Annotated in this window: 18 protein-coding genes; 9 read left to right on the top strand and 9 right to left on the bottom strand. The window is 62.7% G+C overall.

Going from position 1 to position 19,642, the window contains the following annotated elements; translation table 11 throughout:
- Positions 1–23: 23 nt before the first annotated feature.
- The gene (locus AC1RTQ_RS18855) at positions 24–1,451 is read right to left on the bottom strand and encodes an FAD-binding oxidoreductase (protein WP_492877960.1); all 1,428 of its coding nucleotides are present in this window, start codon (positions 1,449–1,451) and stop codon (positions 24–26) included.
- A 298-nt stretch (positions 1,452–1,749) separates the two neighbouring features.
- On the opposite strand from AC1RTQ_RS18855, the gene AC1RTQ_RS18860 reads away from it, so the two are divergent.
- Together AC1RTQ_RS18860 and AC1RTQ_RS18865 are read left to right on the top strand one after the other, a co-directional pair.
- On the top strand, positions 1,750–2,748 hold the full coding sequence (locus AC1RTQ_RS18860; RefSeq protein ID WP_492877962.1) for a Bug family tripartite tricarboxylate transporter substrate binding protein: 999 nt from the start codon (positions 1,750–1,752) through the stop codon (positions 2,746–2,748).
- Positions 2,749–2,763: 15 nt separating this feature from the next.
- Positions 2,764–3,735: a BMP family lipoprotein gene (locus tag AC1RTQ_RS18865; protein WP_492877964.1), complete on the top strand. Its 972-nt coding sequence runs from the start codon at positions 2,764–2,766 to the stop codon at positions 3,733–3,735.
- Positions 3,736–3,759: 24 nt separating this feature from the next.
- Here the strand turns inward: AC1RTQ_RS18865 and AC1RTQ_RS18870 are convergent, their stop codons facing one another.
- The gene (locus AC1RTQ_RS18870) at positions 3,760–4,128 is read right to left on the bottom strand and encodes an EF-hand domain-containing protein (protein WP_302092703.1); all 369 of its coding nucleotides are present in this window, start codon (positions 4,126–4,128) and stop codon (positions 3,760–3,762) included.
- Between the two features lie 185 nt (positions 4,129–4,313).
- Between AC1RTQ_RS18870 and AC1RTQ_RS18875 the strand changes: the two genes are divergently transcribed.
- Positions 4,314–4,901, top strand: coding sequence for a cob(I)yrinic acid a,c-diamide adenosyltransferase (locus AC1RTQ_RS18875; RefSeq protein WP_302092704.1), 588 nt, complete (start codon positions 4,314–4,316; stop codon positions 4,899–4,901).
- A gap of 220 nt (positions 4,902–5,121) precedes the next feature.
- Here the strand turns inward: AC1RTQ_RS18875 and AC1RTQ_RS18880 are convergent, their stop codons facing one another.
- The 4 genes from AC1RTQ_RS18880 to boxC all read right to left on the bottom strand — a co-directional run bounded on the left by AC1RTQ_RS18880 (position 5,122) and on the right by boxC (position 10,412).
- On the bottom strand, positions 5,122–5,700 hold the full coding sequence (locus AC1RTQ_RS18880) for an HD domain-containing protein (protein ID WP_302092705.1): 579 nt from the start codon (positions 5,698–5,700) through the stop codon (positions 5,122–5,124).
- A gap of 139 nt (positions 5,701–5,839) precedes the next feature.
- Positions 5,840–7,141 (bottom strand): benzoyl-CoA 2,3-epoxidase subunit BoxA, encoded by a 1,302-nt coding sequence (boxA, locus tag AC1RTQ_RS18885; protein ID WP_492877967.1) that lies wholly within the window; start codon positions 7,139–7,141, stop codon positions 5,840–5,842.
- 105 nt (positions 7,142–7,246) lie between these two features.
- A complete protein-coding gene (gene boxB / locus AC1RTQ_RS18890) occupies positions 7,247–8,674 on the bottom strand; it encodes a benzoyl-CoA 2,3-epoxidase subunit BoxB (protein WP_302092707.1) in 1,428 nt (475 codons plus the stop codon).
- 79 nt (positions 8,675–8,753) lie between these two features.
- Positions 8,754–10,412 (bottom strand): 2,3-epoxybenzoyl-CoA dihydrolase, encoded by a 1,659-nt coding sequence (boxC, locus tag AC1RTQ_RS18895; protein ID WP_492877969.1) that lies wholly within the window; start codon positions 10,410–10,412, stop codon positions 8,754–8,756.
- A gap of 303 nt (positions 10,413–10,715) precedes the next feature.
- Between boxC and AC1RTQ_RS18900 the strand changes: the two genes are divergently transcribed.
- Positions 10,716–11,915, top strand: coding sequence for a threonine ammonia-lyase (locus tag AC1RTQ_RS18900; protein ID WP_492877971.1), 1,200 nt, complete (start codon positions 10,716–10,718; stop codon positions 11,913–11,915).
- Between the two features lie 21 nt (positions 11,916–11,936).
- Here the strand turns inward: AC1RTQ_RS18900 and AC1RTQ_RS18905 are convergent, their stop codons facing one another.
- Complete coding sequence (locus tag AC1RTQ_RS18905) at positions 11,937–12,707, bottom strand: slipin family protein (protein WP_492877973.1); 771 nt, start codon at positions 12,705–12,707, stop codon at positions 11,937–11,939.
- 306 nt (positions 12,708–13,013) lie between these two features.
- Here AC1RTQ_RS18905 and AC1RTQ_RS18910 point away from each other — a divergent pair, with 306 nt between their 5' ends.
- Positions 13,014–13,151 carry a hypothetical protein gene (locus AC1RTQ_RS18910; protein WP_302092711.1) on the top strand — a complete coding sequence of 46 codons (138 nt, stop codon included), beginning with the start codon at positions 13,014–13,016 and terminating at the stop codon, positions 13,149–13,151.
- Positions 13,152–13,484: 333 nt separating this feature from the next.
- Positions 13,485–15,341: a phosphoenolpyruvate carboxykinase (GTP) gene (locus AC1RTQ_RS18915; RefSeq protein ID WP_302092712.1), complete on the top strand. Its 1,857-nt coding sequence runs from the start codon at positions 13,485–13,487 to the stop codon at positions 15,339–15,341.
- Between the two features lie 309 nt (positions 15,342–15,650).
- Here the strand turns inward: AC1RTQ_RS18915 and AC1RTQ_RS18920 are convergent, their stop codons facing one another.
- On the bottom strand, positions 15,651–16,079 hold the full coding sequence (locus AC1RTQ_RS18920) for a hypothetical protein (RefSeq protein WP_302092713.1): 429 nt from the start codon (positions 16,077–16,079) through the stop codon (positions 15,651–15,653).
- 135 nt (positions 16,080–16,214) lie between these two features.
- Between AC1RTQ_RS18920 and AC1RTQ_RS18925 the strand changes: the two genes are divergently transcribed.
- Genes AC1RTQ_RS18925 through AC1RTQ_RS18935 form a run of 3 tightly spaced genes read left to right on the top strand, consistent with a single transcriptional unit; the run spans position 16,215 to position 18,539 of the window.
- The gene (locus tag AC1RTQ_RS18925; RefSeq protein WP_492877976.1) at positions 16,215–17,195 is read left to right on the top strand and encodes a LysR family transcriptional regulator; all 981 of its coding nucleotides are present in this window, start codon (positions 16,215–16,217) and stop codon (positions 17,193–17,195) included.
- A gap of 13 nt (positions 17,196–17,208) precedes the next feature.
- Complete coding sequence (locus AC1RTQ_RS18930; RefSeq protein WP_492877978.1) at positions 17,209–18,087, top strand: metallophosphoesterase; 879 nt, start codon at positions 17,209–17,211, stop codon at positions 18,085–18,087.
- Between the two features lie 29 nt (positions 18,088–18,116).
- Positions 18,117–18,539 carry a universal stress protein gene (locus AC1RTQ_RS18935; protein ID WP_492877980.1) on the top strand — a complete coding sequence of 141 codons (423 nt, stop codon included), beginning with the start codon at positions 18,117–18,119 and terminating at the stop codon, positions 18,537–18,539.
- A gap of 165 nt (positions 18,540–18,704) precedes the next feature.
- Here the strand turns inward: AC1RTQ_RS18935 and AC1RTQ_RS18940 are convergent, their stop codons facing one another.
- On the bottom strand, positions 18,705–19,616 hold the full coding sequence (locus AC1RTQ_RS18940) for a LysR family transcriptional regulator ArgP (RefSeq protein ID WP_492877982.1): 912 nt from the start codon (positions 19,614–19,616) through the stop codon (positions 18,705–18,707).
- Between the last annotated feature and the right edge of the window lie 26 nt (positions 19,617–19,642).

The raw sequence follows: 19,642 nt of genomic DNA on the forward strand, positions 1-19,642 counted from the left end.
TCAGCAAGCGCCTCTAGCGCTGCTTACTGCAGCTGAAAGATCTTGCCCGGGTTCAGGATGTTCTTGGGGTCCAGAGCCTGCTTGATGGCGCGCATCATCTGCACCGCACCAACGCCAGCTTCCTCCAGCAAAAAGCCCTGCTTGTGGATGCCGATGCCGTGCTCGCCCGTGCAGGTTCCGCCCAGTGCAATAGCGCGTGCCACCAGCGTGTGGTTGAGTTGCTCGGCCTGCTGGCGCTGGGCTTCGTTGTCTGGGTCGATCAGATAGCCGAAGTGGAAGTTGCCGTCGCCCACGTGGCCGACCAGGAAGTAGGGGATGCCGCTGGCATCGGCTTCGGTCACGCACTCCAGCAGCGCATCGGCCAAGCGGCTGATGGGCACGCAGGCATCGGTGGTGATGCAGCGGCAGCCGGGCACGCTGGAGACGGCCGCGAAATAGGCATTGTGGCGCGCGGTGAACAAGCGCGTACGGTCTTCGGGGCGCTCGGCCCATTCAAAGGCATTGCCGCCGAATTCATGGGCAATGTCCTGAACCATCTCGGCCTGCTCCTTCACGCCCGTGGGCGAGCCGTGGAACTCCATCAGCAGCATGGGCTCTTCACGCAGGGTCAGCTTGCTGTAGGCATTGACCATGCGCACTGAATTCACATCGACCAGTTCCACGCGGGCGATGGGAATGCCCATCTGGATGGTCTGGATCACCGTGTGCACGGCGTTCTCGATACTGGAAAAAGAGCAGATGGCTGCGCTCACCGCTTCGGGCAGCGGATAGATGCGCAGCGTGATCTCGGTGAAGATGCCCAGCGTGCCTTCGCTGCCCACCAGCAGGCGGGTCAGGTCGTAGCCGGCGGCACTCTTCTTGGCACGGTTGCCTGTGCGCACCACTTCGCCGCTGGCCGTCACTACCTCCAGGGCCAGCACGTTCTCGCGCATGGTGCCGTAGCGCACGGCATTGGTGCCGCTGGCGCGGGTCGAGGTCATGCCGCCAATCGAGGCGTCGGCGCCGGGGTCGATGGGAAAGAAGAATCCGGTGTCCTTGATGGCCTCGTTCAATGCCTTGCGCGTGATGCCGGGTTGCACGGTGATGGTCAGGTCTTCGGTGTTGACCGAGAGCACGCGACTCATGCGGCTGACGTCGATGGTGATGCCGCCTTGCACGGCCAGCAGATGGCCTTCCAGCGACGATCCGGCACCGTAGGCAATCACGGGCACGCTGTACTGCTCGCAGAGCCTGACGGCATCCTGCACGTCCTGGGTGGATTCGGCAAACACCACGGCTGCCGGAGGGGGCGCGGAAATCGCGCCTTCGTCGCGGCCGTGCTGCTCGCGCACGGCCAGCGCCGTGGAGCACTGGCCGCCGAAACGTGTTTGCAGAGCCTGCAGGAATTCTTCGGGGATGGGGCGCTGCACGAAATCGGGCTGCAGCGAGGTATGGGCAACAGGTGCGTTCATCGGGGTCTCCAGAGGAGAAAAAGAATACCACCTGGCCCGATCCGGGCGTGTACGTATTGGGTACTAGGCCATGCCGCTCAAGGTCGCAATCGCCAGGTTGGCGCATGCCCATTGGAGCTGGCAGAGATCGCGGTTTCGGCGTGGCGCAGCCGTCTGCCGCGAGCACATAGATAAGTTGCGCCCTAGCTAATGAGAAATCAGTGTTTAGGGTTTGCTCCTGGCGTGCCTATATTGACAAGCCTCATGGCGTGCGCTGCAGAGCTCGCTTCAAACCAAAAGCAGTTCGGAGGGCGAAGCTATGCGCGATAGGGGTCGCAGATCATTCATACAGGGGCTGGCCGGGATGTCGGCGGCAGGCATGCTGGGCGCTGCATGGCATGTACGTGCGGCGCAGACGCAGGACTGGCCGGCGCGGCCCATCAAACTGGTCGTGACCTTCCCGCCCGGCGGCTCCAGCGATATCGTGGCGCGGGTGCTGGCTCCCGCGCTGGCCGAGAAGCTGGGCCAGAGCGTGGTCATAGACAACAAGCCCGGTGCGGGCTCGTCTATTGGTGCGCAAATCGTGGCGCACAGCGCCAATGACGGCTACACGCTGCTGGTATCCAATTCTGCGGCGCTGTCGATAGCGCCATCGCTGCTGCAAAGCCCTGGCTACGACCCCTTGCGCAGCTTCGAACACCTGGCCTATATCGGCGCCGTGCCCACGGTGTTTGCCGTGCATCCCTCGGTGCCCGCCAACAGCCTGAGCGAGCTGGTGAGCTGGATCAAGGAGCAGCCTGCCCCGGTGGCCTTTGGCAGCGGCGGCGCTGCCTCGGTGGGGCATCTGGTGGGCGAGCAGTTTGCGCAGACGCTCAAGCTGTCCATGGAGCATGTGCCTTATCGCGGTGCCGGTCCCATGCGTGCGGATCTGCTCAGCGGCCATATCAAGCTGGCGATCGACGCCTTGCCGCAGAACATCGCGCTGCACAAGCAGGGCCGGCTCAAGCTGCTGGCGCTGACATCGCCTCGCCGCGTAGCGCAGGCACCGGCGGTGCCCAGCGTGGCCGAACTGGGGCTGGCACAGCTGGTCTCCGAAAACTTCGTCGGCATCTCGGCACCCGCCGGCCTGCCCAGGGCGCTGGCCGAAAGAATCGCCGGCGCGGTGCGGCAGATCAGCGCGCGTCCCGAGTTTGCACAGACGCTGCAAGCCCAGGGATTCGTGACCCGGGACATGGAACCCAAAGCCTTCACCCAGCTGATTGCAGACCAGCATCTGGCCTGGGGCGACATCGCGAAAAAGACAGGCGCAAAACTTTAACCAGCCAGGACAACGATGAGCAGCGACAACCTGTATTCACCCCGCAAGCCGCGCTATGCCGTGGTGCTGTTTGGCCCCGAAGGGCAGGGCAGTTTCAATGAGTCGGGGCTGCGCGGAGCCCACAAGGCAAGAGATGCCGGCCATGAGGTCGATGTGCTGTGGGTGGCCGGCCAGTCGGCGCAGCAGCGCGCCGCCGAAATGTCCGCATTGTGCGGCGGCCGCTATGCGCTGATTCTTGCGCATGGCGGTCAGGGTGACGGTCCGGTGCAGATCCTGGCCGAGCGCTGGCCCGAGCAGGCTTTTGCGGTCACGCAAGGCAGCTGGGCGGCACCCAATGTGGCGCGTTACGAGGTGCTGCAGGAGCAGTCGGCATTCCTCGCCGGCGTGCTGGCCGGCCAGTGGAGCAAGACGGGCAAGGTGGGGCATTTTTCGGGCGAGAAAGTGCCTCCGGGTCTGCGTGGCCGCGCGGCCTATGCGGACGGTCTCAGGCGCGCCGGCTTCGAGGGGCCACTGGTCACCCAGTTCTGCGGTCACCAGCATCGCCCGGGCTGGGCCCGCACCTGTGTCTCGGCAATGGTCGAGCAGACGGATCTGGACATTGTGTTTGCCATGCTCGATGGCGGCCGCCCCGGCGTGACGCAGGCCTGCCGGGCGCATGGCGTGGCGCAGATCGGCAATGTGCTGAACTGGGTGGAGCGCGACCCCGAAGTGTTTGTGGCCTCGGCGATCTGCGACTCCGGCGAGGCCTTGTTTCGCGCCGTCGAGGACCATGCCCGGGGCCTGCTGCCGCTGGGTGGCTATCGTGCCTTCGGCCTTGAGGAGCCGAGCCTGGTGCGGCTGGAAATGGGGAGCCGGGTGAGTGCTGCGCAGCGCAGCCTGGTCGAAGATTGGGCGCAGCGCCTGCTGCGCCGCGAGTTCGAAATTCACCTGGACTATGCCGGCGCCGAGTTTGCCTTGCCGCAGGAGGAAATCAGCGCTGCGGCGTGATCAGGAAAGCGCCGCGACAAGGGCTCAGTACTGCTGAGCGCCCTTGTCGAATTCGGCGCGTGACAGCTGGCCGTTGCGGTCGCTGTCGATCTCTTCGAAGCGCTGGGAGATGACCGGCAACTGGCGTGCTTCCTGCGCACTGAGCTGACCGTCGCGATTGGCATCGGCACGCTCGAAGGCCGCCTGCACGCTGTTCTTGGCGGTGGGGGCCTGCTGCACGCCGGTGGCGGAGCCCGACTGCACGATGCGCACAGGCTCCTTGTTGTTGCCGGCGTTGCCGCCGCCGGTCTGCGCAAAAGCCATGCCCCCGCCCAGGGTGAGCGCAGAAAACAGCACCACGCTGACGACTTCGAATGACGAGACCTTGCAGTTCAGCAGATTCTTCTTGTTCATGAATGGCATTCCTTCTCTATGCGATAACAGGAGTGCATTGCACCCTGTGAGGCGGCAAAGGGCCAGCATTTTTGCCTGCTGTTGCCTCAGACTACATTTGCCTGCGGGCTGTAACGCACAATGGCGGCCGTATCTGCGGGCCGCGCCGGCCCCGAAAAATTCGCAGCTTTGACAAGGGATGACCCATGGGCAACCGCCTCACGCAAATCGCCACCCGCACCGGAGATGACGGAACCACCGGCCTGGGAGACAACACCCGCGTTTCCAAGAACAGCGGACGCCCGCATGCCATGGGCGATGTGGATGAGCTGAACTCGCATATCGGTCTGCTGCTGTGCGAGCCAATGCCCGAGGATGTGCGCGACCTGCTGATCGACATCCAGCACCAGCTGTTCAATCTGGGCGGCGAGCTGTCCATGCCGGGCTATGAGCTGCTCAAGGACGATGCACTGCTGCAACTCGACAACGCGCTGGCCCACTACAACGCACAGTTGCCGCGTCTTCAGGAGTTCATCCTGCCGGCCGGCACACGCGCTGCTGCGCAGGCCCATGTATGCCGCACCGTGGCGCGCCGTGCAGAGCGCCAGGTGGTTGCGCTGGAGCAGGCCGAGACCATGCGAGCCGCTGCGCGCCAGTATCTGAATCGCCTGTCCGATCTGCTGTTCGTGCTGGCCCGCGTGCTCAACCGCATCGACGGCGGCGACGATGTGTACTGGAAGAGCGAACGTCTGGCCCGCAGTCAGGCCGACGACGCTCAGGCACCAGACGCATGAACTACTGAGGTGAAATCAGGAGCATGTAGCGCTTGTCATGTAACGACATCAGCACCAAATGCATCTGATATTCAGGAGGGAAAAGCGCTGGCAGCTCATCGATCGATAGCGAGCAGGCCACGACTCACGCAAATCCGGATTGGGCATGGTGTTTGGTCAACAGACATGCCCGTTTGTATCCTTGTCTGCCTAAGTCCTAAAGACAATCGATTCCGGGCGATCAGCGCGCCATTGCCTGCTTGTAGATGCTTTGCTTGGGGCTGGCCATCAGGCGGCGCAGCATGGGCTCGAATTCACTCAGGGGCAAGGTCTCGGCCCGGGGATCGAAAGCCGGGTTGTCGTAGAGCTCGCAGAACTCGGCCGTGCGCTGGTAGTGCGGGTGCTCGCGGAACTGCTCGCGCATATCCCTGTCCAGGCCGATGTGATGAAAGAAATAGTGGCCCTGGAAGATGCCGTGATGCTGGACCATCCAGTGGTTGGCCTCGCTCACAAAGGGCTGGAGAACTGCGGCGGCAATGTCGGGGTGGTTGAAGGACCCCAGGGTATCGCCAATGTCGTGCAGCAGCGCGCACACCACATACTCCTCGTCGCGGCCGTCGCGCAGCGCGCGCGTGGCGGTTTGCAGGGAGTGGGTATAGCGGTCCACCGGAAAGCCGCCATAGTCGCCCTCCAGCAGCTTCAGATGGGCCATCACCCTATCGGGCAGACCGCTGGTGAAGTGTGCAAATTCACCGCCGATCAACTGCCAGTCTTCACGCGTGCTGTCTTGCATGCGCAGAAATTTCGCCCGTGCATTCATGCCATGTCTTTCGTGGGTTATGGTGTGTTGCACTGTAGGGCGCTGGCGGGAGCTGGGCTGTCAAGGGCATGACATGCAGCCGCAGCGCGGATGCGCGAATCCTGTCTGCCGTCCACAGGGTTCGCGAGGGCTTGAGGCGTCAGTAGGTTTCCAGATGCAGACGTCCTTCGCGCTTGAGTCTTGCGCCCAGCTCCTCCCAGCCCAGGCCTGCTTGCTGGGCCACGTCGCGCAAGGCCAGCACGACGCCGTCCTCCATGCTTTTGAGACCGCAGACATAGATATGCGTGTTGTCGTCGCGCAGCAGCTCCATGAGATCGGCCGAGCGCTCGCGCATGGCGTCCTGCACATAGCGCCTGGGCTGGCCGGCCACGCGCGAGAAGGCGAAGTTGATGTCGATGAAATCCTTGGGCAGGTTTTGCAGGGGGCCGAAATAGGGCAGCTCCTGAGGTGTGCGCGCACCGAAGAACAGCAGCAGTTTGCCGCTGTCGAACTTGCCGCTCTTGCGCAGGCGGCGGCGCCATTCCGTCATCGCGCGCATGGGCGCGCTGCCCGTGCCGGTACAGATCATCACGATGTGCGAGCGCGGGTGATTGGGCATGAGAAAGCTGCTGCCGAACGGTCCTATGACCTGTACCTTGTCACCCACCTGCAGATCGCAGAGATAGTTGCTGGCCACGCCGCGCACGGGCTGACCCTGGTGATCCTCGACCACGCGCTTCACGGTCAAGGCCAGATTGTTGTAGCCGGGGCGCTCGCCGTTGCGGGCGCTGGCAATCGAGTACTGGCGCGCCACATGAGGCTTGCCGCCGGCGTCCACACCCGGTGGAACAATGCCCAGCGACTGGCCTTCGAGCACCGGGAACGGCATGGTGCCGAAGTCCAGCACGATATGGTGGGTCTCGTTGTCGAAGCCGGCTTCCGTGCAGTTCAGATTGCCCACCACCGTGGCCGTCACCGCAGTCTTGGGACCATGCAGATTGGTGTAGGCATGGGCGGCAGACCAGGGCGGTGTGGTGGCGCCATAGCTGGCTGCGCGAAAGACTTGCGCAGCGCCGCCTTCGGCTAGGCTCGCCGCGGCCGCGATCACGGCCTGGGCCTGGCTCAGATCCTGCACATCGCCGGCATTCTCGGCCGTCTGCGCGGCGGTCAGCACATCGGCACAAAGCTCTTCGGGCAGGCTCTCCCAGCCCAACTGCTCGGTCACGCTGTAGGGCTTGCTGGCCGGCACCAGACGCCAGTTGTCGATGGAGCCGGTAGGGCAGGGCGAAATGCAGTCCATGCAGCCGTTGCACTTGTCCGCCATGACCACGTAGTTGTTGTCGTCATGCGTGATGGCATCCACGGGGCAGGTCGCCTCGCAGGTGTTGCAGCGGATGCAGATTTCCGGGTCGATCAGATGCTGCTTCAGGATGCCGTTTTCAATCAGCGTGATGGTGCTCATTTTGTTCTCCAAACCAGGGCAACCCAACTCAGTGACATCGAGCAAGGGCCGCCCTGCCGCGAGGATGTCGTCCCCCTCGGGGGAAGCCGCGTAGCGGCTCAGGGGTCACCCAAACTTCACGTACTCGAAGTCCACGGGCTGGCGATTGATGCCCATGACGGGCGGCGCAATCCAGCCGGCAAACTTGCCGGGCTCCAGGCATGGCTTCATCAGCGATGCGACAAAGTTGCGGTCGTCGTCGCTGGCCAGCCACTCGTTCTTCCTGGTCAGCCATTCCTGCTCGCTCAAGGGGCGTCCGTCGGGGCTGACGCGCACGCCTGCCAGCGCGCCGATTTGCCGGTTGAAGGCCTTGTGCGGCACCGTCAGGCGAAAGTCGATGCCGGCCTTTTCCATCACCTTGTTCCAGCGGCCCACACCGGCATTGCTGTCCTTGATGTAGTCGTCGCGCAGCACCTCGTTCAAGGCGTTGAGCATGGGCACCTCCTTCTCCTGCAGCTTGCCGTCCACCACTTCCAGCACCTTGTAGTTCTGGTCGTGCAGCTTGTGGTCGTCCTCGCGCTTGCCCTCTTCGTAGCGGCCCTTGAGGCCCGAGCTGTAGAAGGTGGCGGCATTGCTCGACTGATCGGCGCCGAACAGGTCGATGGTCACGCTGTAGTGGAAGTTCAGATAGCGCTGGATCGTGGGCAGATCGATGACGCCCGCGTTGCGTAGCTTGTTCACATCGTCGGTCTTGAGCTCGTTCATGACCTGGCAGGTACGGGCCAGCACGCGCGAGACGCCGGACTCGCCGACAAACATGTGGTGGGCCTCTTCGGTCAGCATGAATTTGGTGGTGCGCGCCAACGGGTCGAACGCGGACTCGGCCAGCGCTGCGAGCTGGAATTTTCCGTCTCTGTCGGTGAAGTAGGTGAACATGAAGAACGCCAGCCAGTCCGGCGTTTTTTCATTGAAGGCGCCCAGAATGCGCGGGTTGTTTTCATCGCCGCTCTGGCGCTCCAGCAGGGCCTCGGCTTCCTCGCGTCCGTCACGTCCGAAATGCTTGTGCAGCAGGTAGACCATGGCCCAGAGATGGCGACCTTCTTCCACATTGACTTGGAACAGATTGCGCAGGTCGTACATGGACGGCGCGGTCAGGCCAAGGTGGCGCTGCTGCTCCACCGACGCGGGCTCGGTATCGCCTTGCGTGACGATGATGCGACGCAGGTTCGCGCGGTGCTCGCCGGGGACGTCCTGCCAGGCTTTCTCGCCCTTGTGATCGCCAAAATGAATGCTGCGTTCCTGATCCGCCGGGTTCAGGAAGATGCCCCAGCGATAGTCACGCATCTTGACGTGGCCGAACTGCGCCCAGCCCTGCGGATCCACGCTCACCGCGGTGCGCAGATAGACCTCGTGGTTGGTCGATCCTTCGGGGCCCACGTCGTCCCACCAGCGGATGAAGCTGGGCTGCCAGCTCTCCAGGGCGCGCTGCAGCGTGCGGTCGCCGCTGAGGTCCACGTTGTTGGGGATTTTCTGGCTGTAGTCGATGCTGCTCATCGGATGTCTCCTGTGATGTTTTGCCGATTCATGAAGCCGTTATTCGCTGTGAAACTGGCGCGGCCCAGGGCGAGAAATCTCATACCCTGTTGAAATCGAAGCCGGCTTTCTGTCCGGTGCCGTAAAGCTTCAAAGCGCCTTTTTCACCGACCGCATTGGGGCGGTTGAAGATCCAGTTCTGCCAGGCAGACAGGCGTCCGAAGATGCGTGTGACCATGTTTTCCTGGCTGGCAAAACGCAGGTTCGCTTCCAGGCCCGTGAGCGCATCGGGCGACATGGCGGCGCGCTCTTCGATGGCGATGCGGATCTCGTCTTCCCAGTCGATATCGTCAAGCGCGGCGGTCACCAGTCCGAGCTGCTGCGCCGCATCGCCGTTGAGCGGCTTGCCCACGGCAGCGCGCGCGGCCTCAAGCGGCCCGGACTCCTCGTAGAAGCGCCGCTGCAGGCGGCTTTGATCGTTGACCAGCGGCAGCAGGCCGAAGTTGAAGGCATCGAGCTCGATCACGGGCTCGCGCTCGGGCTCGTCGGGCAGCACAAGCATGTAGGCGCGATCGGCGCAGAAGACCAGCTCGGCCAGCATGCCGGCAAAGCAGGAGCCCGGCTCGATCAAGGCGAACAGCGAGCGCGACGACACATCAAGGCGTGCAAAGGTACGGCGCAGCAGGCCTGTGGTTTGCTGCACCAGCCAGTGATCGCGGTGCGCCACCAGGGCCTGGCCGGCTGCCAGCACGGCGCGCGCATCGCCCTCGGTCTTGAGAATCCAGGTGCCCACATCGAGCTCGTTGGTGCGCAGGTGCAGGATGGCGTCGTCGAGCTCGCGGCCCATGGCCAGCGGCCACCAGGCGGCACCTGCGCTTTCAATGGCTTCAAGGCTGCCGGGCTGCTCGCCCCGGGGAGCCTTGACCGTGATGGTGGCGCTGCGCTTGCTGCGATCGATCCGCACGCTGACATGGCGATAGTGCAGGCCGTCCGGGCTTTGCTCGCGCTGCAGCCTGGCCAGCGGTATGCCCTGGGCGCTAGCCGGGCGCGGGCTGCTTTGACCCAGCGCTGCGGCACGTTGCTGCACCACCTCGGCAAACTGCGCGGGCTTGGCGATCGCATCCACCAGTCGCCAGTCCACGGCACGCTGGCCGCGCACGCCTTCCACACTGGTACAGAAGATGTCGGCCAGGTCGTGGCGCACATGGCGCTTGTCGGTCACGCGCGTCAGCCCGCCCGTGCCGGGCAGCACGCCCAGCAGAGGAACCTCGGGCAGCGATACCGAGGAAGAGCGGTCGTCGATCAGCACGATGTCATCGCAGGCCAGAGCCAGTTCGTAGCCGCCGCCTGCGCAGGCGCCGTTGATGGCGGCGACGAACTTGAGTCCGTCGTGCCGTGAGCTGTCCTCCATGCCGTTGCGGGTCTCGTTGGTGAACTTGCAGAAGTTCACCTTCCAGGCGTGGGACGAGACACCGAGCATGAAGATGTTCGCGCCCGAGCAGAAGATGCGGTCCTTGCCGCTGGTCACGATCACGGAGCGTACCTGCGGGTGTTCGAAGCGGATGCGGTTGAGCGCATCGTGCAGTTCCACATCCACGCCCAGGTCATAGCTGTTGAGCTTGAGCTTGTAGCCGGGGCGTATGCCGCCGTCTTCGGCAATGTCCAGCTTGAGCCGGGCGATATTGCCATCCACTTCAAACGACCAGTGCCGGTACTGGCTGGGGTCGGTGCGGTAATCGACGACGGTTTGCTGCTGCATGCTCGGCTCCTGCTGAGATGAAAGATAGTGCAGTTATTGACTGGGTGCAGGCACAATTATGCAGATATCTCAAAAAAATGCACGCTGTTTTAGGCACTATGTTGCATGTTTTGAGGTAACTAAGGGAAATCCTTAGCGGTTCGTCCGTCGCAGCATGGCGCTGAAATCCAGCGTTTTTGCCAACAGGCCCCTTCAAATAAAAGGATTGAAGCTATCAATTGGAGAGCGATTGGTTCAGAAGCCGCTGATCTGCAAACCCAGCACTGGCGCGGGGTGATGGGCTGCTTGCAAAATGGATCCACCATGCTGACCTTTGCAGATATCCAAGCCGCCGCTGCGCGCCTGAATGGCGCCGTCCTTCAAACCCCTTTTGTGGAATCACGCACGCTCTCGCAGATCACGGGGGCACAGGTCTATCTCAAGTTCGAGAACCTGCAGTTCACTGCATCCTTCAAGGAGCGTGGTGCGCTCAACAAGCTGCTCATGCTCAGCGATGCCGAGCGCGCGCGCGGCGTGGTCGCCATGAGTGCGGGCAACCACGCCCAGGGCGTGGCCTATCACGCGCAACGTCTGGGCCTGCGTGCCGTCATCGTCATGCCGCGCTTCACGCCCGGCGTGAAGGTGGAGCGCACGCGCGGCTTCGGCGCCGAGGTGGTGCTGCATGGCGATACCCTGGCCGAGGCGCGTGCCCATGCCTATCAGCTGGCGCAGGAGCAGCAGCTGACCTTTGTCCATCCCTATGACGACGAGGCGATCGCCGCCGGCCAGGGCACACTGGCGCTGGAGATTTTGCAGGCCCAGCCCGATCTGGATGTGCTGGTCGTTGCCATTGGCGGCGGAGGCCTGATTGCGGGCATTGCCACGGCGGCCAAGGCCATCAAGCCCGAGATCGAAATCGTGGGCGTGCAGACTCAGCGTTTTCCTTCCATGGTCAACGCGCTGCGCCACACCGAGCTGCCCATGGGCACATCGACGATTGCCGAGGGCATTGCCGTGACCCAGCCCGGCGTCATCACCCAGGAGGTGGTGCAGCGCTGCGTGGATGACTTGCTGCTGGTGGACGAAGGGGATATCGAGCAGGCCGTGCTCATGCTGCTGGAGATCGAGAAGACGCTGGTCGAAGGCGCGGGTGCGGCAGGCCTGGCGGCGCTGCTGCGCAATCCTGAGCGATTCAAGGGCAAGAAGGTGGGGCTGGTACTGTCGGGCGGCAATATCGATCCGCTGTTGCTGGCAGCCATCATCGAGCGCGGCATGGTGCGCTCCGGTCGTCTGGCGCGCATCCGCGTCAGCGCGCGCGACGTGCCCGGCGTGCTGGCCCAGATCACCGCCACCGTGGCCGGTGCCGGTGCCAATATCGAGGAAGTGCATCATCAGCGTGCCTTCACCATGCTGGCCGCACAGAACGTCGAAATCGAATTCGTGCTGCAGACCCGCAACCGGCCTCATGTGGAGCAGGTGCTGCAGGCACTGCGCGCCGCAGGCATGGAGGCAGCCCTGGTGTGAAAGCGGGGCCGGCGGCGGGGTTCAGGCCGGCAAGGATGCTGCTTTCTTCATGAGCGGCGCCACCAGATCCATGGGCAAGGGAAATACCACGGTCGTGTTCTTGTCTGCGCCGATCACGGTCAGCGTCTCCAGATAGCGCAGCAAGATGGCCTGAGGCTCCTGCGCCAGCACCTTGGCCGCCTGGAACAGTTTTTCAGAGGCTTGCAATTCACCCTCGGCATGAATCACCTTGGCGCGGCGTTCGCGCTCGGCCTCGGCCTGGCGCGCGATCGCCCGGATCATGGATTCGGTCAGATCTACCTGCTTGATCTCCACGTTCGAGACCTTGATGCCCCAGGTGTCGGTTTGCGCATCCAGCGCCTGCTGGATGTCCAGGTTCAGCGATTCGCGCTCCGCCAGCATTTCGTCGAGCTGATGCTTGCCCAGTACGGAGCGCAGCATGGTTTGCGCGAGCTGACTGGTGGCCTCCAGATAGTTGACCACCTGGATCACCGCCTTTTCCGCATCCACCACGCGCAGATAGATCACGGCATTGACCTTGACCGAGACGTTGTCGCGCGAGATCACATCCTGCGCCGGGACCTCCAGGACCACGGTGCGCAGATCCACCCGTACCACCTGCTGAATGGCGGGAATGATGAAGATCAGTCCCGGCCCCTTGACCTGCCAGAAGCGCCCCAGCGTGAAGACCACGCCGCGCTCATACTCGCGAAAAATCCGGATCGACGCCATCCCCAGGCCAATCACCAGCATCAGCAGGATCAGCCAGAACAAGAAAGAAGCGCTAACCATAGAAGCCATCCTTTCAGCGAGGAACTTCGGCGCTGCGATCTGACGCGGAACAGTGCGCATCGATTTCGCAATCGGCGCCGGGTCGTCCGCAAGCTCAGCATATGCTGTTGCACTGCCGAGTGCAGAACTTGTCTGCGCATGGTCGACATCGAAGAAGTGCTGTTCGCCATTGGCGGCGCATCGGAGGCGGGTCTGAGCGCCAAGAGCTGCTATGGCTTTCCCTGAGCCATGTCGCCAGGGCTGTGCCTAGAATGGCTGCAGAGCTTGCTTGTTTCACCGCCTGCTTTCAGGAGGAGCATTGATCACATGTCAGATGATTCCGCAGTGAACCACGAGGCACATGACGCGGCCGAAGCCGTTGTGCCCTACATTCCCATCATCATTCCCGCCGCTGGCGCCGTGATGATGTTCCTGCTGGCCTTTATCGCCGTGAACATGGCCTAGGCATTCCAACCTTCTCGAGCCCAACCCCGCGACGCGGGGTTTTTTTACGTCTGTGCAGGTGATGAATGAATGTCAAATGCATATTCTGATGCACAGAATGCATAGATATTGCCGGTGATTTGCTGACAAATGCAAGGCTCCTACCTAAAATCGATCTCCCGCTGTTATTCAAAACAAGGTTGTTTTGACTATTTCAGACGGATTTCAGGCGCCAACAAGCGCTAGGGAAAGCAAGCGAGACACCTTCAAAAGCCTTTTTTCAAAGACGCAGCCGGTACGGACTGCAGAGGATGCTTCTTTGAAAAATTGGTTTTTTAATTGAAGGACTTCCCCATGAACGCCGCTGTGCAAAGCCTGAACATCCAGGCTCCCGACTACGTCAAGAACCCCAAGCTCATCGCCTGGGTTGCCGAAATGGCTGCGCTGTGCAAGCCCGCCCAGATCCACTGGTGCGACGGCTCGCAAGCCGAATATGACGCGCTGTGCCAGCAGCTGGTGGATGCCGGCACCTTCAAGCCCCTGGCAAAGCGCCCCGGCTCATTCCTGGCCTGGACCGATCCTTCGGACGTGGCCCGCGTGGAAGACCGCACCTATATCTGCTCCGCCAAGAAGGAAGACGCAGGCCCCACCAACAACTGGATGGACCCTGCCGAAATGCGCGCCACGCTGAACCCTCTATTCGACGGCTGCATGGCTGGCCGCACCATGTACGTGGTGCCCTTCTCCATGGGCCCGCTGGGTTCGCCCATCGCCCACGTGGGCATCGAACTCTCCGACAGCCCCTATGTGGCGGTCAACATGAAGATCATGACCCGCATGGGCAAGGCCGTGTATGACGTGATCGGCACCAGCGGCGAGTTCGTGCCCTGCGTGCACACCATCGGCGCACCTCTGGCTGCAGGACAGAAGGACGAGACCACCTGGCCTTGCAGCAAGACCAAGTACATCGTCCACTATCCCGAAACCCGCGAGATCTGGTCTTACGGCTCGGGCTACGGCGGCAACGCTCTGCTGGGCAAGAAGTGCTTTGCACTGCGTATCGCCTCGACCATGGGCCGCGACCAGGGCTGGCTGGCCGAGCACATGCTGATCCTGGGCGTCACCAACCCCGAAGGCAAGAAGTACCACGTGGCTGCGGCCTTCCCCTCGGCCTGCGGCAAGACCAACTTCTCCATGCTGGTGCCGCCCAAGGCCTTCGACGGCTGGAAGGTCACGACCATCGGCGACGACATCGCCTGGATCAAGCCCCAGGCCGACGGCTCGCTGCGCGCCATCAACCCCGAAGCCGGTTACTTCGGCGTGGCTCCCGGCACCAATATGCTGACCAACCCGAACTGCATGTTGAGCCTGGACAAGAACGTGATCTTCACCAATGTGGCCCTGACCGATGACGGCGACGTGTGGTGGGAAGGCCTGGAAAAGGATCAGGGCAAGCTGCCCGATCACCTGATCGACTGGCAAGGCAAGGACTGGACGCCCCAGATCGCCAAGGAAACCGGTGCCAAGGCCGCTCACCCCAATGCCCGCTTCACCGTGGCTGCCACCAACAACCCCGCGCTGGACGAAGCCTGGGACGATCCAGCCGGCGTGAAGATCGATGCCATCATCTTCGGCGGCCGCCGCTCCACCACCGTGCCTTTGGTGACCGAAGCACGCGACTGGACCGAAGGCGTGTACATGGCAGCGACCATGGGCTCCGAAACCACGGCCGCCGCCTTTGGCGCGCAAGGCGTGGTGCGTCGCGACCCCTTTGCCATGCTGCCTTTTGCCGGCTACAACATGAGCGACTATTTCCAGCACTGGCTGGATCTGGGCGCCAAGATCGAAGGCCAGGGCGCAACCCTGCCCAAGATCTTCACCACCAACTGGTTCCGCAAGAATGCCGAAGGCAAGTTCGTCTGGCCCGGCTACGGTGAGAACATGCGCGTGCTGAAGTGGATGATCGACCGTCTGGAAGGCCAGGCCCAAGGTCAGGAAACCGCCTTTGGTATTGCGCCCCAGTACGCTGAAATCAACTGGAGCGGCCTGGACTTCAACGCTGCCCAGTTCGACAGCGTGACCAATATCGACAAGGCTGCCTGGGCCGAGGAAATGAAGCTGCACGGCGAGCATTTCGACAAGCTGGCTTACAACCTGCCCAAGGCCATGCTGGATACCAAGGCTGAGCTGGAAAAGCGCTTGAGCGCTTGATTCTCCCCTGAGCCGCTGCGCGGCTTCCCCCTGGCCGGGCGCCTCTCTCTCTCTACGCGCTTGGCGCTATGGGGGGGGACGACACCAGCGCGGCGGGCGGCCCTTGCGCGGTGTCCCTGACTGAGACTGTGCACATTAAAAAAGCCCTGCTGATTTTTTCAGCAGGGCTTTTTGTTTGCTTTTATTTTGGTAGCTGTAAGCACTTTCTGAATCTGGGATAGAGGCTTGTTTGACTCAAAAATCTATTCCCCCATGCAAAAAGCCGCTGCCCACAAGGCCAGCGGCTTTTTCGGGAAGCGGTCCGGGCGCTCAGCGGCTCTGGCGATCCATGGCACGGGCCAGATCGGCCATCAGGCGGGCATCTTGCAGAGCGGCGTTCCAGACGCGTTCATCGGCAGCAGCTTGCTGGCGGCTCTTGACCCAGGCGCGGTAGCCGGTGCGCACCAGATTGATGGCGCGGCGCACGGGCTGGGAGAACAGGGCGATGCTGGCGAAAGCCATGGCCCACAGAACCATCCAGGCGGCCATCATATGACCGTCGCTCCAGGTCTCGGTCGCCTGGAAGACGCCGGCGGCCAGGGCTGCCAGCACCACGGCCAGCACCATCCAGTACGACCTGGACTGGGATTGCGCCTCGTGTTCGGCGGCAATGGCGGCCATGCGTTCATCGCTGGCTTGATAGATACGCACCACACCAGGGTGCTCGACACAGTAGGAGTTGTAAATGAAGTTGCTCATGGCAGTTAACCCTTTGACCCACGCTTTTGGCGAATTGCCCGGGGAATAGGTGTAACTATAGGGATTACCCTATGTGTGTTCAAATTTATATTTTGAATCTGTAGCATTCACGGCAGTGATGTATTGGGTGATGCCATGTCTTTGAACTTTCGTTCTCTGGATCTCAATTTGCTGCGCGTCTTCGATGAGGTCATGTCCGAGCGCAGCCTCACGCGCGCGGCGCACAAGCTCAGCATCACCCAGCCGGCGGTCAGCAATGCCATGCGCCGGCTGCGCGAGGTCCTGGGCGACGAGCTGCTGGTGCGCCAGGGACAGGGCGTGGAGCCCACGCCGCGCGCCCAGGCCCTGTGGCCGGTGATACGCGAGGCCCTGCAGCACCTGGAAGGCGCACTCGCACCCGACGAGTTCGATCCCGAGACGGCCGCCACGACTTTCGTGATCGCCATGGCCGATGCCACGGCTGCCACGCTGATTCCACCGCTGTACCCGATTCTGGCGCGCGAGGCACCGGGCCTGGGCATACGCCTGCTGCCGCTGACCACGCGCGATCCAAGGCCCTTGCTCGACGATGGCGAGGCCGATATGGCCGTGGGTTATTTCCCTGCCGTACTGGCCGATCTGACGGCGCGTGCCCAGGCCGGCGGTCTGGTGGCGTTTGACAGCCGTCGTCTGTATGAGGGCGAGTACCTGTGCGTGATGCGCAAAGGCCATCCGCTGGCGCATGTTCCGCTGACGCTGGACAACTACTGCGCGGCACGCCATATGCTGGTCAGCTTCTCGGGCCGCTCCTTCGGCTTCATCGACGAGGCCCTGGCCTCGCTGGGGCGTTCGCGCGAAGTGGTGCTCACCGTCAACCAGTTCTTCACCGCGGCGCGCGTGGTGATCAACTCCGATCTGCTGACCATCTTGCCGCGCCATTTTGTGCCCGTGACCGGCATGAGCGAGCATCTGGAGCTGCGCGATCTGCCGTTCGATGTCACGCCCGTGCATGTGGATGCACTGTGGCGTCGGCGCGGCCCGCACCCGCAGGCCTATGACTGGCTGCTCAAAACGCTGACGCGTTCGGCCGAGATCACCTTTGCCAACGGTTCGGCCCAGGTCACTCAGCATGGTTGACTAAACTAGCCACATGAAGATCCAGCTGCTGTCCGACCTGCACCTCGAAGTCCACCCCCAATTCGTGGCCCAGCCTGCCGCGGGCGCCGATGTGCTGGTGCTGGCCGGCGATATCGGCTCCTATCAGAGCAGCACCCAGGTCGACGGCGAGAACTTCGGGCTGGAGCGTTTCTCGCCACTGCCGCAATACGCTCACTGGCCCGCGCCCGTGCTGTTCGTGCCCGGCAATCACGAATACGACATGCAGGACTTCGATGAGGCACGGCTGCGGCTGCGGCGTGTGTGCGACAGGCTGGGCCTGATCTGGCTCGACCGTGAAACCGTGGTCATGGACGGGGTGCGTTTTATCGGCACCACGCTGTGGAGCGACTTCGACGCCATGGCCATGCATGAAGGCGTGAGCGATGCCACGCGCTTGCACAAGCTGCGCGAGAAGGCCTTTCGCGCCGCCAATTTCTATCTGCAAAAGACCGGCGGCAGTCGCCAGGGCGAGCCGTTTCTGGCCGCGCCCATGCGCGAGGAAAGCCTGCTGTGCCAGGACTGGCTGCGCGCCGCGCTGCAGCGGCCTTTTGACGGGCCCACGGTGGCCGTGACCCACTTTGCGCCCAGCCTGCGCAGTGCTGATCCGCGCTACGGCCTGGTGCCCGGCACAGCCGGTTTCTGCAATGTGATGGACGACTTTCTGCCTTATGCCCAGCTCTGGCTGCACGGCCATCTGCATTGCGCCAGCGACTACATCGCGCGCGGCCAGCGCGACGACGGCAGCGAATGGCAATGCCGTGTGGTGGCCAATCCTCTTGGTTATGCCCGCAAGGGAGAGCAGGATGACTTTCTGCCGGCATCGACAATTGACTTGAGCCAAGTCAAGATGCTGACTGTCCCCAGCCCTTAGGCTTGAGACATCAACAAGGAGAAATTGGTATGAAGATCTTGCTCGCTGTGGACGGAAGTGCCTACACCCAGAAAATGCTGGCCTATCTGACCTCGCATCAGGAAATGCTGGGCACGGGCCACGAGTACACCATCATCACCGTGCAGCCGCTGCTGCCGCCTCGTGCACGCGCTGCGCTGGGCAAGGAAGTGGTGGAGCAGTACTACGACGAAGAATCCACCAAGATCCTGCAGCCCGTGCTGGAGTTCCTGAAGGGACGTGGCGTCGAGGCGCAAAGCATCTCCAAGGTCGGCCCCATTGCCGACACCATCATCCATGCTGCCCAGGACGGCAAGTTCGACCTGATCGCCATGGGCACGCACGGTCACGGTGCGCTGGGTCGTCTGGTCATGGGCTCGGTCAGCTCGCAGGTGCTGGCGGGTTGCACCATCCCCGTGCTGCTGATTCGCTGATTTTCATAGCTGCTTGCGCCTTATCTGCATACGTATCAGGCATCAATCAGCTTCAAATCAAGGATGGATGAGCGTTCACAGCTACAAAAACCAAAGTACCTCCGTTTGACATCAAGCTCTCAAGGCCGCGCTGCAAAGCACGGCCTTTTTTCTTGGCTGCATCCATCATGCTTGCAGCAGTTGCCGGGCCTTGCCAAGCAAGGCCTGGCTGAGACGGGCCAGCACGCGTGACTCCAGATTCCAGCAATGCCAGAACAGCGCGATGGACAGCACATGGCCTGCTGCCACGTCGATCAGCTCACCGGCATCCAGCGCGGGCTGCACCAGCAGCTGCGGCAGCACGCCCACGCCCCAGCCGGCACGCACGGCGCGCACCTGCGCCTCGCAGCTGGGCAGCAGAATCTGATGCTGCAGCGACACAGTGCGCAGACCCAGGCAACGCGCCACGAACTCGGCCTGCATATCGTCCTTGCGGTTGAAGGACAGATAGGGCAGCTGGTTGAAGTTCTTGCGCGTCAGCCCCTGGGGCAGTCTTTGCTGCACAAACTCGCTAGAGGCCACGGCCACATAGCGCATGGCGCCCAGGGGCTGCACGACGCAGCCGCGCATGGCCTGACTCAGCGTGGTGACGCAGCCCATGACCTGGCCCGAACGCAGCAGCTCCTGCGTGAAGTCCTGGTCGTCGACCACCACCTCCAGCGGCAGGCCGCTCTTCACCAGTTCGTCCAGAGCCGTCATGGCCCAGGTGGCAATGCTGTCGGCATTGATGGCGATGGAGACGATTTCTCCGGCCAGACTCTGCCCGGTCTGCGGTGCCAGCTCCTGCAGCTCATGCGCGAGATCGGCGCGCAGCAGGCGTAGCTGTTTGGCATGCTTGAGCAGCAGCCGCCCGGCGCTGGTGGGCTTGACGGGGCGCGTGCGCTCCACCAGCACCGAACCCACCTGAGCCTCCAGCGCACGCAGGCGCTGGGACACGGCCGACTGGGTGATGTGCAGCTTTTGCGCCGCGCGCTCGAAGCCGCCTTCTTCCACGATGGCGGCCAGGCATTCCAACGCAACAGGGTCCCAGGAGCTCATGGCAATTTGATTAGCATTTCTTATGA

This window comes from Comamonas sp. GW821-FHT11H03 (assembly GCF_058807955.1).